The organism is Telluria sp. PB2R4 (assembly GCF_059685695.1).
On the sequence record NZ_JCASIC010000011.1, the window covers coordinates 66,795 to 84,848 of the forward strand.

Annotated in this window: 16 protein-coding genes; 14 read left to right on the forward strand and 2 right to left on the reverse strand. The window is 64.7% G+C overall.

The genetic code is table 11. The features are described from left to right. The first annotated feature begins 59 nt into the window (after nt 1-59). The 8 genes from AC56LU_RS17740 to AC56LU_RS17775 all read left to right on the forward strand — a co-directional run bounded on the left by AC56LU_RS17740 (nt 60) and on the right by AC56LU_RS17775 (nt 11,359). Nucleotides 60-2,777, forward strand: a complete 2,718-nt coding sequence (locus tag AC56LU_RS17740) for a DUF349 domain-containing protein (RefSeq protein ID WP_497176940.1) — start codon at nt 60-62, stop codon at nt 2,775-2,777. Beyond that, nucleotides 2,774-3,268, forward strand: coding sequence for a molybdopterin synthase catalytic subunit MoaE (moaE, locus tag AC56LU_RS17745; protein WP_497176941.1), 495 nt, complete (start codon nt 2,774-2,776; stop codon nt 3,266-3,268). Before AC56LU_RS17740 ends, moaE begins: the two co-directional genes overlap by 4 nt. After that, a complete protein-coding gene (gene crcB, locus AC56LU_RS17750; protein WP_497176942.1) occupies nt 3,265-3,639 on the forward strand; it encodes a fluoride efflux transporter CrcB in 375 nt (124 codons plus the stop codon). Before moaE ends, crcB begins: the two co-directional genes overlap by 4 nt. A 94-nt stretch (nt 3,640-3,733) precedes the next feature. Then, nucleotides 3,734-4,153, forward strand: a complete 420-nt coding sequence (yiaA, locus tag AC56LU_RS17755) for an inner membrane protein YiaA (RefSeq protein WP_497176943.1) — start codon at nt 3,734-3,736, stop codon at nt 4,151-4,153. A gap of 109 nt (nt 4,154-4,262) precedes the next feature. Next, a complete protein-coding gene (gene clpB, locus AC56LU_RS17760) occupies nt 4,263-6,884 on the forward strand; it encodes an ATP-dependent chaperone ClpB (protein ID WP_497176944.1) in 2,622 nt (873 codons plus the stop codon). 377 nt (nt 6,885-7,261) lie between these two features. Continuing rightward, a complete protein-coding gene (gene aceA / locus AC56LU_RS17765) occupies nt 7,262-8,560 on the forward strand; it encodes an isocitrate lyase (protein WP_497176945.1) in 1,299 nt (432 codons plus the stop codon). Nucleotides 8,561-8,799: 239 nt separating this feature from the next. Next, nucleotides 8,800-9,969, forward strand: a complete 1,170-nt coding sequence (locus tag AC56LU_RS17770) for a 23S rRNA (adenine(2030)-N(6))-methyltransferase RlmJ (RefSeq protein ID WP_497176946.1) — start codon at nt 8,800-8,802, stop codon at nt 9,967-9,969. Nucleotides 9,970-10,093: 124 nt separating this feature from the next. After that, nucleotides 10,094-11,359: an EAL and HDOD domain-containing protein gene (locus tag AC56LU_RS17775; protein ID WP_497176947.1), complete on the forward strand. Its 1,266-nt coding sequence runs from the start codon at nt 10,094-10,096 to the stop codon at nt 11,357-11,359. 76 nt (nt 11,360-11,435) lie between these two features. Here AC56LU_RS17775 and AC56LU_RS17780 read toward each other — a convergent pair whose 3' ends face one another. Further along, a complete protein-coding gene (locus AC56LU_RS17780) occupies nt 11,436-12,185 on the reverse strand; it encodes an SAM-dependent methyltransferase (protein WP_497176948.1) in 750 nt (249 codons plus the stop codon). Between the two features lie 22 nt (nt 12,186-12,207). Then, complete coding sequence (locus tag AC56LU_RS17785) at nt 12,208-12,834, reverse strand: Maf family nucleotide pyrophosphatase (protein WP_497176949.1); 627 nt, start codon at nt 12,832-12,834, stop codon at nt 12,208-12,210. Between the two features lie 183 nt (nt 12,835-13,017). Here AC56LU_RS17785 and AC56LU_RS17790 point away from each other — a divergent pair, with 183 nt between their 5' ends. From AC56LU_RS17790 to fabG, 6 genes are all read left to right on the forward strand, one after another. Continuing rightward, a complete protein-coding gene (locus AC56LU_RS17790) occupies nt 13,018-13,515 on the forward strand; it encodes a YceD family protein (RefSeq protein WP_497176950.1) in 498 nt (165 codons plus the stop codon). A 228-nt stretch (nt 13,516-13,743) separates the two neighbouring features. Beyond that, nucleotides 13,744-13,926 (forward strand): 50S ribosomal protein L32, encoded by a 183-nt coding sequence (gene rpmF, locus AC56LU_RS17795; protein WP_005666806.1) that lies wholly within the window; start codon nt 13,744-13,746, stop codon nt 13,924-13,926. 215 nt (nt 13,927-14,141) lie between these two features. Continuing rightward, nucleotides 14,142-15,167 carry a phosphate acyltransferase PlsX gene (gene plsX / locus AC56LU_RS17800; RefSeq protein ID WP_497176951.1) on the forward strand — a complete coding sequence of 342 codons (1,026 nt, stop codon included), beginning with the start codon at nt 14,142-14,144 and terminating at the stop codon, nt 15,165-15,167. Nucleotides 15,168-15,192: 25 nt separating this feature from the next. Next, nucleotides 15,193-16,179, forward strand: coding sequence for a beta-ketoacyl-ACP synthase III (locus tag AC56LU_RS17805; RefSeq protein WP_497176952.1), 987 nt, complete (start codon nt 15,193-15,195; stop codon nt 16,177-16,179). Nucleotides 16,180-16,318: 139 nt separating this feature from the next. Beyond that, a complete protein-coding gene (gene fabD / locus AC56LU_RS17810) occupies nt 16,319-17,257 on the forward strand; it encodes an ACP S-malonyltransferase (protein ID WP_497176953.1) in 939 nt (312 codons plus the stop codon). Nucleotides 17,258-17,299: 42 nt separating this feature from the next. Then, the gene (gene fabG, locus AC56LU_RS17815; RefSeq protein ID WP_497176954.1) at nt 17,300-18,037 is read left to right on the forward strand and encodes a 3-oxoacyl-ACP reductase FabG; all 738 of its coding nucleotides are present in this window, start codon (nt 17,300-17,302) and stop codon (nt 18,035-18,037) included. Nucleotides 18,038-18,054: the final 17 nt, after the last annotated feature.

Genomic DNA, 18,054 nt, shown 5'->3' on the forward strand with positions numbered 1-18,054 from the left:
CGGGCGAGCGCTACCATGGTTCTTTGCTATGATGGGGGTTTTGGAAGTGCGATTTCATCATGTTCGAATTCCTTTTCAAGCGGCAGGGTGGCGACAAGCCGGCCGGCGCCTCCGGTGAACAGCCGAAGGGCGCGCCGGCGGGTGCCGCCCAGTCAACGGCAGGGAGTCGGCCACCCGGGGGGCAGCCATCCGGTGGATCTCCCGGCGCACCGGGCCCGCGCGAGCAGCAGGCCGAACAGCTCAAGCATCTGAACGGCGACGAGGACGCCGCCGTCGCCTTCATCCTTTCCTCCGAATTCTCCGAACTACGCCTTGCGGCCGCCGAGCTGGTCCATAGCCGGGCAGGGCTCGAGCGTGTGCACACGGCAATGCGCAACCTCGATCGCCGCGTTGCCAAGCTGATGCAGTCGCGCCTCGACGCGATCCGCCATCACGAAGCCGAGCTGCGCCGCGGCCAGGAAGCGCTGGCGCAGGCGAGGGCGCTGCGCGACGACGTCTTGCTGACCCCGAACCATGTTGCCGAGCTCGATCGCAAATGGGCGATCATCAGCGCGCCCGAGCTGGCGCCGGACTTCGATGCCGTTCGTGCCGAACTCGGCAAGCGCCTGGAAGACCAGGTGCAGTTGCAGCGCGCCATGATCGACCGCCTCGCGGCCCTGCGTCAGCTCGAGGTCGCCGGACTCGATGCCGCCGCCTTCGCCGAGCGTCTCGACGCCTTGGCGCGCGAGCAGGCCGCCGCGCTGCTCGCACCGGGCCATGCCTCGCTGCCGCGCGCGCTGGTCGCGGAAGTCGCCACCGAGCAGGCGCGGCTGGGGGCCAGCCTGGCCACCATCGAACAGGACCGTGCGGCGCTGGCGGCGCGCGAAACCGCGTTGGCAGAATGGCAGGCCCAGCCGATCGCCGAACTGAAGGCCGAGCTCCTGCGCAAGGAATGGCAGCGCCTGCCGGCACTGCCCGCCAACGGTCCCGGCGCCGAGCTGCAGCGCCGTTTCGAGGCGCTGCTGGCCAGCCTGCCGCAAGAGCCGCGCAAGCCGAAGGGCGAGCCGCGCCGCGCTGCCGCTGGGGTTGCCGAATCTGCCGCCCATGCTGCCGCCCATGCTGCCGCCCATCCTGCCGCCGACCCGTCCGCCGCAGCCAGCCCGCCCAAGGCCCGGACCAAGGGCGCCGACCAGCATTTCCTCGACCAGCTCGACGCGATGGAAGCGGCGCTGCAGCAGGGTTCGCTCGGCACCGCGGCCGAACTCGATAAATCGCTCAAGGAAAGCAAGGACAAGGGCATGCGCCTGACGCAGGCCCAGCTCGAGCACCTGAACCACGTGCGCGCCGAGCTCAAGCGATTGTCCGACTGGGCGCGCTGGGGTGGCAACGTCTCGCGCGAAGAACTCATCAAGGCGGTCGAGACGCTGGCCACCCAGAACCTGGCGATGGGCGAGCTGGCCAAGAAGGTGGGCAGTATGCGCGAACGCTGGAAGGCGCTCGACAGCCTGTCGGGCGCGGCGCCGCGCTCGCTGTGGGAACGCTTCGACGCCGCCTGCACCACCGCCTATGCGCCGGCCGCCGCCCACTTCCGCCACCTGGCCGACGAGCGCCACACCAACGCCGCGCGCGGCCAGACCCTGGTCGAGGAAGCCCAGGCCGAGATCGCACGCCTGGCCTCGGGCGAGGCCGACTGGAAGCACGTGTCCGGAACCGTACAGCGGCTGCGCACCGCCTGGAGCCACCTGGGCGCGATCGACCGCAAGGACAAGAAGCGCCTCGACCAGTTGTTTACCGACGCGCTGAACACGCTGCAGCGCCCGCTGGAAGAACAGCGCAAGGGCGAAATGTCCGTGCGCGAACAATTGATTGACGAAGCGCTGGCGCTCGACCCGCACGACCGCCACGCCGTCGACGCCCTGCGCCAGCTGCAGGCGCGCTGGCAGGAGCATGCGCGCGCGCTGCCGCTCGAGCGCAAGGCCGAGCAGGCGCTGTGGCAGCGTTTTCGCGGCGCCTGCGACGCGCTGTTCGCCCAGCGCAAGGAACATGCCCATGCGGCGGATGCCGAGCGCCGCGCCCACGAAGCCGCCAAGGAAGCCGTGTCCGCCCGCCTCGAAGAGGCCGCCCCTGGCGCCACGGCGGCCACGGCCGGCAAGCTGCTGCGCGAAGCGGCGGCCGAGTGGGCGGCGATCGGCCCGGTGCCGCGCGCCCACGAAGCGCGCATCGAGAAGCGCTACCACGCCGCGGTGGCGGCGGTGCAGCACCATGCCGACGTGGCGCGCCGCGCCGCCGGGCTGGCGCTGGCCGGCGCGGTGCGCGACAAGCTGCGCCTGATCCAGGCCCTGGAAAGCGCCATCGTCAATCCGGACGCCCATACCAACCCGGCCGATTGGCGCGCACGCTGGGATGCGCTGCTGCCCCTCGAGGGCGGCTACGAGGCGGTGCTGCGCGCACGTTTCGATGCAGCGCTCGGCGCGCTCGAGGGTGACCGCGCCGGCCATGTTCGCCAGCTGGAAGCGAACCGCGAGCGCCTGCTGCACGAACTCTTGCGGCTCGAGATCGCGGCCGGCATCGACAGCGGCGCCGAATTCGCGCGCGAGCGTCTCAAGCTGCAGGTCGAGGTGCTGCAAAGCTCGCTCAAATCAGGCCACAACGCGGGTCACAAATCAGGACAGAAGCCCGGCCATGACGGCAACGCCAATGGCTTGCTGGCCTTGCTGGCGCTCCCTGCGCTGGCCGATGCGCGTACCGAAGCCCGCATCGAGCAGCTGCTGACGCGCAGCGCGAAGGACGGACGATGAATGCGCCTGCGGCTGCCCAGCGCACCAATATCCGCGTGCAAGAGGCGGATTTCGACCTGTCGCATGAGCTGGCTGCCCTGCGCGCCGGCGATGGCCGGATCGGCGCGGTGGTCAGTTTTGTCGGCACTGTGCGCGACCTGAACGACGGTTCGGCAGTGTCTGAAATGGAGCTGGAGCACTATCCAGGCATGACGGAAAAGGCGCTCGAAGACATCGTGGCCCAGGCGCGGACGCGCTGGCCTTTGCCGGGCGTGCTGGTGATCCACCGGGTCGGTCCCTTGCAGCCGCTCGACCAGATCGTGCTGGTGGCCTGCAGCGCGGCGCACCGCGGCGAGGCCTTCGCCGCCTGCGAATTCATCATGGACTACCTCAAGACCGACGCGCCGTTCTGGAAGAAGGAACAGACCCCCGAGGGCGCGCGCTGGGTCGACGCCAGGAGCAGCGACGATTCCGCCAAGCTGAAGTGGGTGCGCCCGGAGCCGCGCGCTTGAGCTGGCTGGCCGTCGGCGCCGGAGCTGCCATCGGCGCCTGGCTGCGCTGGGGCCTGGGGCTCTGGCTGGGCAGCCTGCACGCCTACGTGCAGCTCGGCACGCTGGCGGCCAACCTGTTCGGGGGCTACCTGGTGGGGCTGGCGCTGGGCTTTTTCACGGCCTATCCGGGGCTGACGCCTGAATGGCGTCTGTTCGCCATTACCGGCTTTCTCGGCGGCCTCACGACTTTCTCAAGTTTCTCGGGCGAATCGGTGGTGCTGCTCCAGCGCGGCGAGTATGGATGGGCGCTGACGCACACGCTGTTGCACTTGCTGGGCTCGATCCTGTTCTGCGTCGCTGGCTTTGCCACATGGCGCGCCCTGCGCGGCTAGCGGTATCACGCGCTGATACCCCGGCATAGCTCAATTGCATGGTTCCAAGGGCGTGATAATTTTGCGCCTTAGCCATTTATTGAAGGAACCAGCCATGCAAACTGTTCAACGCCCAACTGCCGCCTTCGTCGGCGCTTCCTGGGGTGCGCTCCTGATCGGCGGCAGTGCTTTCCTGATCGGTCTGTGGAATGCCCAGATGCAGCTGAACGAAAAAGGCTATTACCTGACGCTGCTCTTGTTCGGTCTGTTCGCAGCGGTGTCGTTGCAGAAGACCGTGCGTGACCGCAGCGAGGGGTTGCCAGTAACCAACTTGTATGCCGGCCTGTGCTGGGTGTCCCTGATCGCGGCGATCCTGCTGCTGACCGTCGGGCTGTGGAACGCCACCCTTGCTCCGAGCGAAAAGGGTTTCTACGCCATGTCTTTCACCTTGAGCCTGTTCGCCGTGGTCGCAGTCCAGAAGAACGTACGCGATGTCGGTGGTATGGGCGATGCGGCGAGGGAGGACACAGAGTAATCCGCAGCAGCTGGGCGAACCCCATTGCACATCTTGAAAAGCGGACAGACATCCCTATCTTGCTCCTCAGTTAGCAGTCAACTAAGGAACATCACTAGGGAGCTCTACCATGAGGCAAGATAAACTGACGACCAAGCTCCAGGAAGCGCTGGCGGATGCCCAGAGCCTGGCGGTCGGCAACGATAACCAGTACATCGATCCGGTCCACCTGCTGGTCGCCCTGCTGAACCAGGACGACGGCGGTGCCCGTTCGCTGCTGCAGCGCGCCGGCGTGAATGTCGGCGGGCTGTCGAATGCGTTGAAGTCGGCGCTCGAGCGCCTGCCCAAGGTATCGGGCACCGGCGGCGACGTGCAGGTTTCGCGCGAGCTGGTGGCGCTGCTGAACCTGGCCGACCGCGAGTCGCAGAAGCGCGGCGACCAGTTCCTGGCCTCCGAGATGGTCCTGCTGGCGCTCACCGAAGACAAGGCCGACGCCGGCCGCCTGGCGCGCGAGCACGGCTTGAGCAGGAAAGCCCTCGAGTCGGCGATCCAGGCGGTGCGCGGCGGCGAATCGGTGAATTCGCAGGATGCCGAGGGCCAGCGCGAAGCGCTGAAGAAATACACCATCGACCTGACCGAGCGCGCTCGCATGGGCAAGCTCGACCCGGTGATCGGCCGCGACGACGAGATCCGCCGCGCGATCCAGGTGCTGCAGCGCCGCACCAAGAACAACCCGGTCCTGATCGGCGAACCGGGCGTGGGCAAGACCGCCATCGTCGAAGGCCTGGCGCAGCGCATCGTCAACGGCGAGGTGCCCGATTCGCTCAAGGGCAAGCGCGTGCTCTCGCTCGACATGGCGGCGCTGCTGGCGGGCGCCAAGTACCGGGGCGAGTTCGAGGAACGCCTCAAGACCGTGCTGAAGGAACTGGCCCAGGACGAGGGCCAGACCATCGTCTTCATCGATGAGATCCACACCATGGTCGGCGCCGGCAAGGCCGAAGGCGCGATGGATGCCGGCAACATGCTCAAGCCGGCGCTGGCGCGCGGCGAGCTGCACTGCGTCGGCGCCACCACGCTCGACGAGTACCGCAAGTACGTCGAAAAAGATGCCGCGCTGGAGCGACGCTTCCAGAAGATCATGGTCGACGAGCCGAGCGTGGAGGCGACCATCGCCATCCTGCGCGGCCTGCAGGAAAAGTACGAGCTGCACCACAAGGTCGAGATCACCGACCCGGCCATCATCGCCGCGGCCGAGCTGTCGCACCGCTACATCAGCGACCGCTTCCTGCCGGACAAGGCGATCGACCTGATCGACGAAGCGGCCTCCAAGATCAAGATCGAGATCGACTCCAAGCCGGAAGTGATGGACAAGCTCGAGCGCCGCCTGATCCAGCTGAAGATCGAGCGCGAAGCCGTGCGCAAGGAAACCGACGAGGCCTCGCTGCGCCGCCTGGAGCTGCTTGGCGAGGAGATCACGCGCCTGGAACGCGAGTACAACGACTTCGAGGAGATCCTCAAGGCCGAGAAGGCGGCCGTGCAGGGCACCGCGCACATCAAGGAAGAGATCGAGCGGGTCCGCCACCAGATCGAGGAAGCGAAGCGCCAGAGCGACTACAGCCGCATGTCCGAGCTGTCCTACGGGCGCCTGCCAGAGCTGGAAGCCCAGCTGAAGAAAGCCGAGGAAGTTGCTGCCGGCGTGGACGGCGATGCCACCAACCCTGGCGCGGGCCGCCCCAAGCTGCTGCGCACCCAGGTCGGCGCCGAGGAAATCGCCGAAGTGGTGGCGCGCGCGACCGGCATTCCGGTGTCGCGCATGATGCAGGGCGAGCGCGAAAAGCTGCTGCATATCGAGGACGAGCTGCACAAGCGCGTGGTCGGCCAGGACGAGGCGATCGAGGCGGTCTCGGATGCGATCCGCCGCTCGCGCGCCGGCCTGTCGGATCCGAACCGCCCGTACGGCTCCTTCATGTTCCTGGGCCCGACCGGCGTCGGCAAGACCGAGCTGTGCAAGGCGCTGGCCGCCTTCCTGTTCGATACCGAGGATGCCCTGATCCGCATCGACATGAGCGAATTCATGGAGAAGCACTCGGTCGCCAGGCTGATCGGCGCGCCGCCGGGCTACGTGGGCTACGAAGAGGGCGGCTACCTGACCGAAGCCGTGCGCCGCAAGCCCTACAGCGTGATCCTGCTCGATGAGATCGAGAAGGCGCATCCGGACGTGTTCAACGTGTTGCTGCAGGCGCTCGACGACGGCCGCATGACCGACGGCCAGGGGCGCACCGTGGACTTCAAGAACACCGTGATCGTCATGACCTCGAACCTGGGTTCGCACAAGATCCAGTCGATGGACACCGACGAGCCGGGGGTGGTGAAGCTTGCCGTGATGGCCGAGGTGCGCGGGCATTTCCGACCCGAGTTCATCAACCGGATCGACGAGATCGTGGTGTTCCACGCGCTCGACGAGAAAAATATCGGCGCGATTGCCAGGATCCAGCTACACAACCTCGAAGAGCGCCTGGCGAAGATGGACATGCTGCTGGACATCGACGAAGAGGCCCTGCAGAAGATTGCGGAAGCGGGCTACGACCCGGTGTACGGCGCCCGCCCGCTCAAGCGCGCGATCCAGCAGCAGATCGAGAACCCGCTGTCGAAGGCGATCCTGTCCGGCCGCTTCGGGCCCAAGGACACCATCCCGGTGCGGGTGCGTGCCGGGCAGCTGGTGTTCGGGGAGCAGGTCGAGCTGGCGAAGTAAGTCAGCCTTGCAGCATCGGCAGAACGGCGCGTCCCGCACGGGTACGCGCCGTTTTTTCATTGACGCGCACCTTGGACGGTCGGTTCCGCGGCGCGATTTTTTAATGCGATGACGCAACACGATGACCGATGCGCTTTTTACATCGTGAAATCCACATTGCGCCTGGCGAAACGCGCAGCAAACTCAGGTGAATATCCGATTCTCATTCTGAGAAATTTTATTTCGCATCATGAAAATGCAATAATAAGTCTTTGAATTTTAAAGAATAAAAAATCTTTTGATATCTTATATAAGAGTTGTTGTGCTCTGCACAAACTGATCTATGATTAAGCCAACGGATTCGCAGCTCTTAATGACTTTCAATCAGGAGAAATAGCATGGCAACTCGTGAACAGCAGATCAGTGAACTCCAGCAAGACTGGGAAACCAACCCGCGCTGGAAAGACGTGACACGCAACTACACGGCGGAAGACGTCGTCCGCCTGCGCGGTTCGATCCAGATCGAGCACACGCTCGCCAAGCGCGGGGCTGAAAAGCTGTGGGACCTGGTCAACAACGAGCCCTATGTGAACGCGCTGGGCGCCCTGACCGGCAACCAGGCCATGCAGCAGGTGAAGGCGGGCCTGAAAGCCATCTACCTGTCGGGCTGGCAGGTGGCGGGCGATGCCAACGTCGCCGGCGAGATGTATCCGGACCAGTCGCTGTACCCGGCCAATTCGGTGCCGCTGGTGGTGCGCCGCATTAACAATACCTTCCAGCGCGCCGACCAGATCCAGTGGTCCGAAGGCAAGGACGACATCGACTACTTCGTCCCGATCGTGGCCGATGCCGAAGCCGGCTTCGGCGGCGTGCTGAACGCTTTCGAGCTGATGAAGTCCATGATCGATGCCGGCGCCGCAGGCGTGCACTTCGAGGATCAGCTGGCCTCGGTCAAGAAATGCGGCCATATGGGCGGCAAGGTGCTGGTCCCGAGCCGCGAAGCAGTCGAAAAGCTCAACGCCGCGCGCCTGGCCGCCGACGTGATGGGCACCTCGACCCTGGTCATCGCCCGTACCGACGCCGAAGCGGCCGACCTGCTGACCTCAGACGTCGACCCGATCGACCAGCCGTTCTGCACCGGCGAGCGCACGGTGGAGGGCTTCTACCGCGTGAAGCCGGGCATCGAGCAGGCGATCTCGCGCGGCCTGGCCTACGCCCCGTTCGCCGACCTCGTGTGGTGCGAGACCGGCAAGCCGGACCTGAACTTCGCCAAGCAGTTCGCCGAGGCGATCCATGCGAAATTCCCGGGCAAGATGCTGGCCTATAACTGCTCGCCCTCGTTCAACTGGAAGAAGAACCTGGACGACGCCACCATCGCCAAGTTCCAGAAAGAACTGGGCGCGATGGGCTATAAATTCCAGTTCATCACCCTGGCCGGCTTCCACGCACTGAACTACAGCATGTTCAACCTGGCGCATGGCTACGCGCGCCGCGGCATGTCGGCCTTCGTCGAGCTGCAGGAAAACGAGTTCGCCGCCGCCGACAAGGGCTTCACCGCCGTCAAGCACCAGCGCGAAGTCGGTACCGGCTACTTCGATGCCGTGACCCAGACCATCCAGCAGAACCAGAGCTCGACCACCGCGCTGCATGGTTCGACCGAAGACGAGCAGTTCTTCGACGAAAAGAAGGTCGCGTAAACCGCGCCTGACAGGCTCTCGAGGCTGAGCCGCAGCGCCCCACAAGGGCCTGCGGCTTTTTTTCGTGGGCCGGGATGTCCAGTTGTAGTGGATAATGGCGGCCATTGCGCCGTTGTCAAACACGGCACCGACCATCTTCTCAGGAATTCCAGCTTATGTTGAGCTACCGCCACGCCTTCCACGCGGGTAACCACGCCGATGTCCTCAAACACTTTGTACAGGTTCAGTTGCACCTGTACATGAACCAGAAGGACGCGGCCTACACCTACATCGACACCCACTCCGGCGCCGGCGTCTATGCACTCGACAGCTTCCAGGCGACCAAGACCGGGGAGTTCGATACCGGTATCGGCCCCTTGTGGAATGCCGCGAACGTGCCCGAGGCGCTGAAGCCCTACCTCGACCTGGTCAAGGCGATGAACCCGAGCGGCAAGATGCGCTACTACCCGGGCTCGCCGTGGGTGGCCGACCAGATGGCGCGTGCCGAAGACCGCCTGCGCCTGTTCGAACTGCACCCGGCCGACGTCAAGATCCTGCACGAGAACGTCCGCAAGGCCGAGGCGCACAAGGCCGAGCAGGGCCAGCGGGCGCGCGGCAAGCGCGTCATCATCGAACACGGCGACGGCTTCCAGAGCCTCAAGAAATTGCTGCCGCCACCGTCGCGCCGCGCGCTGGTGCTGGTCGACCCGCCTTATGAAGTTAAGGACGACTACAAGAAGGTGCGCGACGCGCTGGAAGAAGCACTGGGCCGTTTCCCGAGCGGCATGTATGCGGTCTGGTATCCGGTGCTGCAGCGCATGGAGTCGCGCCAGTTCCCGGACAAGCTCAAGCGCCTGCCGGCCAAGGAATGGCTCAACGTCACCCTGACGGTCTCCACCCCGGGCCCGGACGGTCTCGGCCTGCACAGCAGCGGCATGTTCATCCTGAACCCGCCCTACACCCTCGAGCCGATGCTGCGCGACACCATGCCCTGGCTGGTACAGGCGCTGGGCAAGGATGCCGGTGCGCGCTTCACGATCGAAACCGGTACCCAGGTGACCGGTGCCGCATCGGCCCGCCTGGCCGGCGAAGGACCACGCGTGCCGGTTGGCAACGCCCGCCGCGCCAGCCCCTTGTCGGGCAAGGGTAGCCTGCGCCTGCCGGGCCAGAGCATGGTGCGCGAAGGGGAGGAAGATCCACGCGCCGCCGCCAAGCCGGCGGCGGCGGCCCCATCTGCACGCCCGACCGGTGCGCGCCGTGTATGGCGTCCGGACGGAAGCGCACCGGCGAAGACGACGGGCACGCCGCAGGCGGGCGGGCAGGGCGGCGCGCGTGGTCCGGGCAAGCGTCCGTCCGCTGCCGCAGCCGGTGGTGCAGGCGCCAGGACCGCTGGCCCACGCGCTGGGGGCAAGGGCGGCGGCAAGCGCTGAAGATCCGATTCGATATAAAAATGCTAATAGTGTCGTATTTGTAGTATAGTCTTCGAGGCAGGCATGTGCGCGCACCTGCCGGCTCGCCTATCCGTGCCGTAACAGTTTCCGGGAGTTTTTTTTGATGCATGCCGAAGCAACGGCAGCGGCATCCGTGCCGTCCAACGATTTTTTTCTCGCACGTCAGCCTATCCTTGGCCGTGACCAGCATCTCGTCGCATTCGAGCTGCTGTTCCGTGCCGCCGGCGAGGACGACGATGCGAAGCTGACCGACAACGCTGCGGCGACGGCGGCCGTGATTTCGCACGCCTCGCAGCTTGGCATGGAGCAGGTGGTGGGCGAGCAGCTCGCCTTCGTCAACGTCGATGAAGTCGTCCTGATGAGCGACTTCGTGCGTTTCCTGCCCCCGCATAAGGTTATCCTCGAAATCCTGGAAACCGTCAAGCCGACCCAGCAGCTGCTGGCGCGTATCGTCGAACTGAAGGAACTCGGTTTCAAGTTCGCGGTGGACGACGTGGTCGAGCACTCTCCCGAGCTCGATCGCCTGGTTGGCCTGGTGGACGTCATCAAGGTGGACGTCAAGCTGGTGCCGCCCGGCGATCTGGCAGGGCTGGTGACTTCGCTCAAGTCCACCGGCAAGAAACTGCTGGCCGAAAAGGTCGAGACGCTCGACGAATTCCGGCTGTGCATGGACCTCGGTTTCGAATACTTCCAGGGCTATTACTTTGCCCGTCCGGTGATCTTGTCGGGCAAGAAGATCACGCCATCGGAGATGGCGATCCTGCGCCTGCTGGAGCTGGTCAGTTCCGATGCCGACGCCCAGGTGATCGAAACGGCGGTCAAGCGCGATGCCCTGATCAGCCTGAACCTGCTGCGCCTGGTGAACAGCCGCGCGGCGCCTGGGCCGCAGATCGAGTCGCTGTCGCAGGCCCTGAGCCAGCTCGGGCGGCGCCAGCTACAGCGCTGGCTGCAAATCCTGCTGTACACCACGGCTGGCGGGGTCGAACTGGCCTCGCCGCTATTGCAGCTCGCCACCACGCGCGGCAAGTTGCTCGAGCTCATGACGCTGGCCCGCAACCCGGTCGATGCGGGGAAAGCCGACCGCGCGTTCACGGTGGGCATCATGTCGCTGGCCGATGCATTGTTCTCGATTCCGATGCAGGACATCATGGACAATGTGGAAATTGCGGACGACGTGCGTGCGGCGCTGCTGTACCGGGAAGGGGATTTCGGCACCATGCTCAAGGTGGCCGAGCTGCTCGAAGCGGCCGAGGGCGGCTGCAAGCTGTATAACGCGCTGCGCAAGCTGGGCCTGTCGGTGGCGCAGATCCGCGAGATCGAGCTGAAGGCGTTTGACTGGGTGAGGGAGCTCACCCATGAAGTTCATTGATTTCGTGTACTGAATTCAATTGGGTTCCCGCCTGCGCGGGAACGACGTGCTGGTGCCGAAGGTGCGATGCAAGGAACTACTGCGCCAGGAAGAGAAACACGGTCGGCTTCTTGTGAAAATCCGGCGCCTTGCCGGCCGCCAGCGCCGCTTTCCACTTCGCTGCAGTTAATGTCCTGACCGACTCGCTGGCCAGCGACAGATCCGTCGCCACGCAGATCAGGGTCCCCGGCTGGCAGGCCGCGACAAGCGCCTCCAGCATCTGTCCGTTGCGGTAAGGCGTCTCGATCAATAGCTGGGTCTGCTTCTCGCTGCGCGAACGCCCTTCCAGTTGCTGGATCCGTTTGCTGCGCTGCGCGGCATCGGTCGGCAGGTAGCCGTTGAAAGCGAAGCTCTGCCCGTTCAGTCCGCTCGCCATGACGGCCAGCAGCAGCGAAGACGGCCCCACCAGCGGACGCACCGCAATCCCATGCTGGTGTGCCAGCCGCACCAGGTCGGCCCCGGGATCGGCCACCGCCGGCACGCCGGCTTCCGAGACCAGGCCAGCGTCGCGTCCGGCCAGCAGTGGCGCCAGCAGTTGCGCGAGCGCGGCCGGCGGCGTGTTCACGTTCAGCTCGGCAATCTCGATTTCCTGCAGCGGTTTCGCCAGCGGGTGGTCGATCGCGACCAGTTTCAGGAAGGCACGCGCCGTCTTGGCGTTCTCCGCAATAAAGTAATCGAGCTTCGCGGTCAGCGCCTGCACCTGCGTCGGCAGGAGGGCGGACAGGGCGCCGGGGGCGGCCTCGACGGGGCCAAGGGTATTCGGGATCAGGTAAAGGGTGCCGGGCATCGTTCTGGGGAGATAAAAGTGGTTACACGCCGAAGAAGGGAAGGCCGGCGCGGCGCAGCATGCCGGTGAGCGCGATCAGGGGCAGGCCGGTAAGGGCGGTCGGATCAAGCGATTCGATGCGCTCGAGCAGGGCGATGCCCAGGCCCTCGTTCTTGGCGCTGCCGGCGCAGTCGTAGGGCTGCTCGATGCGCAGGTAGGCGTCGAGTTCGGCATCCGGCAGGTCGCGGAAATCGACGAACACCTGCACATTCTCGACCTGGGCCGCGCGTGCGGGATCGTCCTCGCGGCTGTCCCACAGGCACAGGGCGGTATGAAAGACCACGCGCCGCCCGCGCATCAGCTGCAATTGCGCCAGCGCGCGGGCATGGTCGCCCGGTTTGCCGATCTGCATGCCGTCGAGCGTCGCCACCTGGTCGGAGCCGATCACCAGTGCGCCCGGGAAGCGCTCCGCCACCGCGGCCGCCTTCTCGCGCGCCAGGCGCACGGCGGTGTCCTGCGGCGCCTCGCCCGGCTGCGCCGACTCGTCGATGCCTGGCGCGACCGCCTCGAAGGGCAGCTGCAGGCGCGACAGCAATTCGCGCCGGTAGGCGGAACTCGAAGCGAGGATCAGGCGTAAAGGCAGGCGCAAAGGCGCGGAACTTGGTATCATTGCGGTCTACAAAAAGAAAAACTATAAGACAAGCTTATAGATCATCAGGTCTATCAAGCAAACGTGATAAATCCAGAGAGCTGATTATCGCGTACAACGCAGGGAGCCCAAAATCGACGTAAGTCTTTGACTCTGCGGGGAGAAGCCTGTTATTATCGCAGGTTTTCCGGGGAAGTTTTCCAAATGAGCGCTTTTGTCATTGACGCCTTCGAGTTTTGCCGGAATAGCGGACACCGCGAGGGCGTCACGCCCGTCGCCGAGATGACCCGTCTGGCAGCCGACTGCGCCGACAAATCTGGTGAAATCCGCTGGTCGATCGACGGCGGCGAGACCAGGGAGGGTTATCCATCGATGACCCTGGCGGTCGCCGGTCCCGTGAAGCTGGTCTGCCAGCGTTGCCTTACAGCGATGGACTACGAGATCGATTCGTCCACCATGCTGGTGCTCGGCAAGGACGACGCCGATGCCGACGGCATCGAGGAAGTCCTCGACGATGAGAGCATCGACGTGATCGTCGGCAGCCGCGAGTGCGACATCCGCCAGTTGCTGGAAGACGAAGCCCTGCTGGCCCTGCCGCAGGCACCGAAACATGAGGTATGCCCGGACACCAAGCTCCTGGACGCCCTGAAGGCCGAGAAGGCCTCGCCGTTCGCGGCCCTGAAAAATCTCAAGTCAGAATAAGTAGTACCGCAGTACTGAAGTACCTGTCGTACGAAGCAAAACGTGTCAAACGCGTGCAGCAATCGAGTATGGCATTAGGCAGTTGAAGTAGCAGCGTTAAAACATGTCGGTAGTGGAAAGATCGAAACGCGTTTTGTGAGATCAGAAGTTACCGCTGGGATACTCGATCTGCAAGTTTTTGCAAGTCGAATGTGTTAGAATTTTAGAACTTATGTATTAGGAGTCATCATGGCAGTTCAGCAGAATAAGAAGTCCCCGTCGAAGCGCGGCATGCACCGTTCGCACGATTTCCTGACCGCACCGAACCTGGCAGTCGAGCCGACCACCGGCGAAACCCACCTGCGTCACCACATCAGCCCGAACGGTTTCTACCGTGGCCGTAAAGTCCTGAAGACCAAGAACGACGAGTAATCGACGTCTTGTCCTTTAGTACCATAGAAGCGGTGCGACGTATGTTTTCTGCGTGGCGCCGCTTTTTCTTTCGCTTTTCCGTTTTCAGCGGCTGCAACAAGCTTGCACTCCGTCATTTTGAATTGCGCGGACAGCGGCTGGCCACGAGCCAGACCCGATCCCATCTTGCCGCCCGCACGCTCTCTCATTCTGCATGAGCCGGCATCCCCGAACAAATGACAATCACAATTTCCATTGACTGCATGGGCGGCGACCACGGCCCCACGGTGACCATTCCGGCAGCTATCTCGTTTCTAAAAAAGCAAGCTGACGTCCATCTGATCCTGGTGGGTCTGGAAGACGTCGTGCGCGCCGAGCTCAGGAAGCACGGCGCCGAGACCCATTCCCGCATCACCGTCAAGAACGCCACCGAAGTCGTCACCATGGACGACCCGCTCGAGATCGCCCTGCGCAAGAAGAAGGATTCGTCCATGCGCGTGGCGGTCGAGCTGGTCAAGGACGGCAGCGCCAACGCCAGCGTCTCGGCCGGCAATACCGGCGCCCTGATGGCCATCTCGCGCTATGTGCTCAAGACCATGGCCGGCGTCGACCGTCCGGCGATCTGCTCGATCATGCCGAACCAGAAGGGCGGTCCGACCTACATGCTCGACCTGGGCGCCAACGTCGATTGCGAGCCGCACCACCTGCACCAGTTCGCCATCATGGGCTCGGTCCTGTGCTCGGCGATGGAGGGCATCCCGCGTCCGACCATCGGCCTGCTCAACGTCGGCACCGAAGACATCAAGGGCAACGACGTGGTCAAGGCCACCGGCGTGCTGCTCAAGGCCGACCACGAGCGCGGCAAACTGAATTTCCATGGCAACGTCGAAGGCAACGACATCTTCAAGGGCACCGTGGACGTGGTCGTGTGCGACGGTTTCGTCGGCAACGTCACGCTCAAGGCCGTCGAAGGCCTGTCCCGCTTCGTCAAGTCGGTGTTCAAGGAAAATATCTTCTCGATGGCCGGCGCCTTGCTGGCGCGTAAATCGCTGAAGAAATTGAACCCGGAACGCTACAACGGCGCCAGCCTGATCGGCCTCAAGGGCCTGGTCTTCAAGAGCCATGGCGGCGCCAATGCATTCGCCTTCGAATGGGCGATCAAGCGCGCATTCGACGCCGCAAAATACGATGTGCAAGAGCAGCTGTCGGCCTTGATCGCCGAACTGATGCCGCCGTCGCCTGACGTCCAGCGCCAGGCGTAACCACAACCAGCAGGATGGTGGAGCAATGACTGTCTATAGCAAGATTACCGGTACCGGCAGCTACCTGCCGGCCAAGCGCGTCACCAACGAACAGCTGGCAAGCCAGCTGGCCGAAGCGGGTGTCGAGACTTCCGACGAGTGGATCGTGACCCGCAGCGGTATTTCGTGCCGCCACTACGCGGACGCCAGCGAGAACGCGTCCGACCTGGCCGCCAACGCCGCCCGCAAGGCGCTGGAGGCGGCCGGCAAGGCGCCGGGCGACATCGACCTGGTGATCGTCGCCAGCTCGACCCCCGACTTCCACGGCAGCTTCCCGAGCACCGCCTGCATCGTGCAGCAGAAGCTCGGCATGGCCAACAACAGCGCCGCGTTCGACGTGCAGGCCGTGTGCAGCGGCTTCGTGTACGCGGTCTCGACCGCCGACGCCTTCATCCGCGCCGGTGTCTATAAAACCGTGCTGGTGATCGGCGCCGAAGTGTTCTCGCGCATCCTCGACTTTACCGACCGCACCACCTGCGTGCTGTTCGGCGACGGCGCCGGCGCCGTGGTGCTGGAAGCCTCCGAAGAACCGGGCGTGCTGGCCACCAAGCTGCACGCCGACGGCAGCCAGTCGCACATCCTGTCGATCCCGGGCAACCTGGCCGGCGGCGCCGTGGCCGGCAGCGGCTTCCTGTACATGGATGGTCCGGCGGTCTTCAAGCTGGCCGTCACCGTGCTGGAAGAAGTGGCCAAGGAAGCGCTCGAGCACGCCAAGATGCAGCCCTCGGACGTCGACTGGCTGATCCCGCACCAGGCCAACCTGCGCATCATGAAGGGCACCGCCAAGAAGCTCGGCCTGCCGATGGAAAAGATGGTCGTCACCGTCGACCAGCACGGCAACACCTCGGCCGCCTCGATCCCGCTGGCGCTCGATGCTGCCGTGCGCGATGGCCGCATCAAGAAGGGCGACAATGTGCTGATGGAGGGCGTCGGCGGCGGCTTTACCTGGGGCGCGGTGCTCGCCCGTATGTAATGTAGGGTGGGCGGCTCTGCCGCCCACGCGTCCAACTCACGGATGCGCTGTGGTCTTGCTTGCTTTGGTTGAACGCGTGGGCGGGAGACCCGCCCACCCTACGGGTAGCCCACAATATTCGAATAGAGAGAACAATAAAATGACCAAATTCGCATTCCTGTTTACCGGCCAGGGCGCGCAAGCCGTCGGCATGCTGAACGGCTTCGCCGGCAACCCGGTCGTCGAGCAGACCGTGCTCGAGGCCTCCGATGCCCTCGGCTTCGACATCGGCAAGCTGATCGCCGAAGGCCCGAAAGAAGACCTCGACCTCACCACCAACACCCAGCCCGTCATGCTGACCGCCGCGGTCGCCGTCTACCGCGCCTGGATCGCCGCCGGCGGCCCGGTGCCGAACGTGGTGGCCGGTCACAGCCTGGGCGAGTACTCGGCACTGGTCGCCGCCGGCGTGATCCAATTCAAGGATGCAGTGCCGCTGGTGCGCTTCCGCGCCCAGTCGATGCAGGAAGCGGTGCCGGTCGGGCAGGGCGGCATGGCCGTCGTGCTCGGTCTGCAGGCCGACGACGTACGCGCTGTGTGCCTTGAAGCGGCCCAGGGCGAGGTGGTGGAAGCCGTCAATTTCAACGAACCGACCCAGATCGTCATCGCCGGCCACGCCGCCGCAATCGACCGCGCCTGCGAGATCGCCAAGGCCAAGGGCGCCAAGCGCGCCATGAAGCTGGCAGTGTCGGCGCCGTTCCACTCGTCGCTGCTCAAGCCGGCCTCGGATCGCCTGCGCGACTACATGGAGAACATCACGTTCTCGGCGCCGCAGATCGACTTGATCAACAATGTCGACGTTGCTATCCTGAACGATCCGGCCGCGATCAAGGACGCCCTGGTGCGCCAGGCCGCCGGTCCGGTGCGCTGGGTCGAGACCATGCAGAAGATGGCGGCCGATGGCGTCACCCAGGTCATCGAATGTGCCCCGAGCAAGACCCTGATCGGCATGGCCAAGCGTATCGATCCGGTGCTGGTGGGCGAGGCGCTGGTCGACCAGGCGTCGCTGGAGCGCGTCCTGGTCGCCATCAAGTCGGCGTAATGCTGGTCCCATCCCGAACGTCGTTTTAAAAAGAGGAAAAGAATGAATCTGCAGAACCAAGTCGCTCTCGTCACCGGCGCATCGCGCGGCATCGGCAAGGCCATCGCGCTGGAGCTGGCGCGCCAGGGCGCGAAGGTCGTCGGTACCGCCACCAGCGCATCCGGCGCGGAAGCGATCGGCGCTTATCTCGCCGAGTTCGGCGGCAAGGGCGTCGTACTGAACGTCACCGATGCGGCCAACTGCGCCGCCGTGGTCGACGACACGCAGAAAAGCTTCGGCAGCCTGTCGATCCTGGTCAACAATGCCGGCATCACCCAGGACAACCTGGCGATGCGCATGAAAGACGAGGAATGGGACAGCGTCATTTCCACCAACCTGACCGCCGTCGGCCGCCTGTCGCGCCTGGTGCTGCGCGGGATGATGAAGGCCAAGCACGGCCGCATCATCAACATCACCTCGGTGGTGGGCGCCTCGGGCAATCCGGGCCAGATGAACTATGCCGCCGCCAAGGCCGGCGTGGCCGGCATGACCCGCGCGCTGGCGCGCGAGATCGGCAGCCGCAACATCACCGTCAATTGCGTCGCGCCGGGCTTCATCGATACCGACATGACCAAGGCGCTTGGCGACGACCAGCACAGCGCGCTGCTGGGCCAGATCCCGCTGGGCCGCCTGGGCCAGCCGGAAGACATCGCCCACGCCGTGGCCTTCCTGGCCGGTCCGACCGCCGCCTACATCACGGGCACCGAGCTGCACGTGAATGGCGGCATGTACATGAATTGAAGCGTATTCATCGAGGC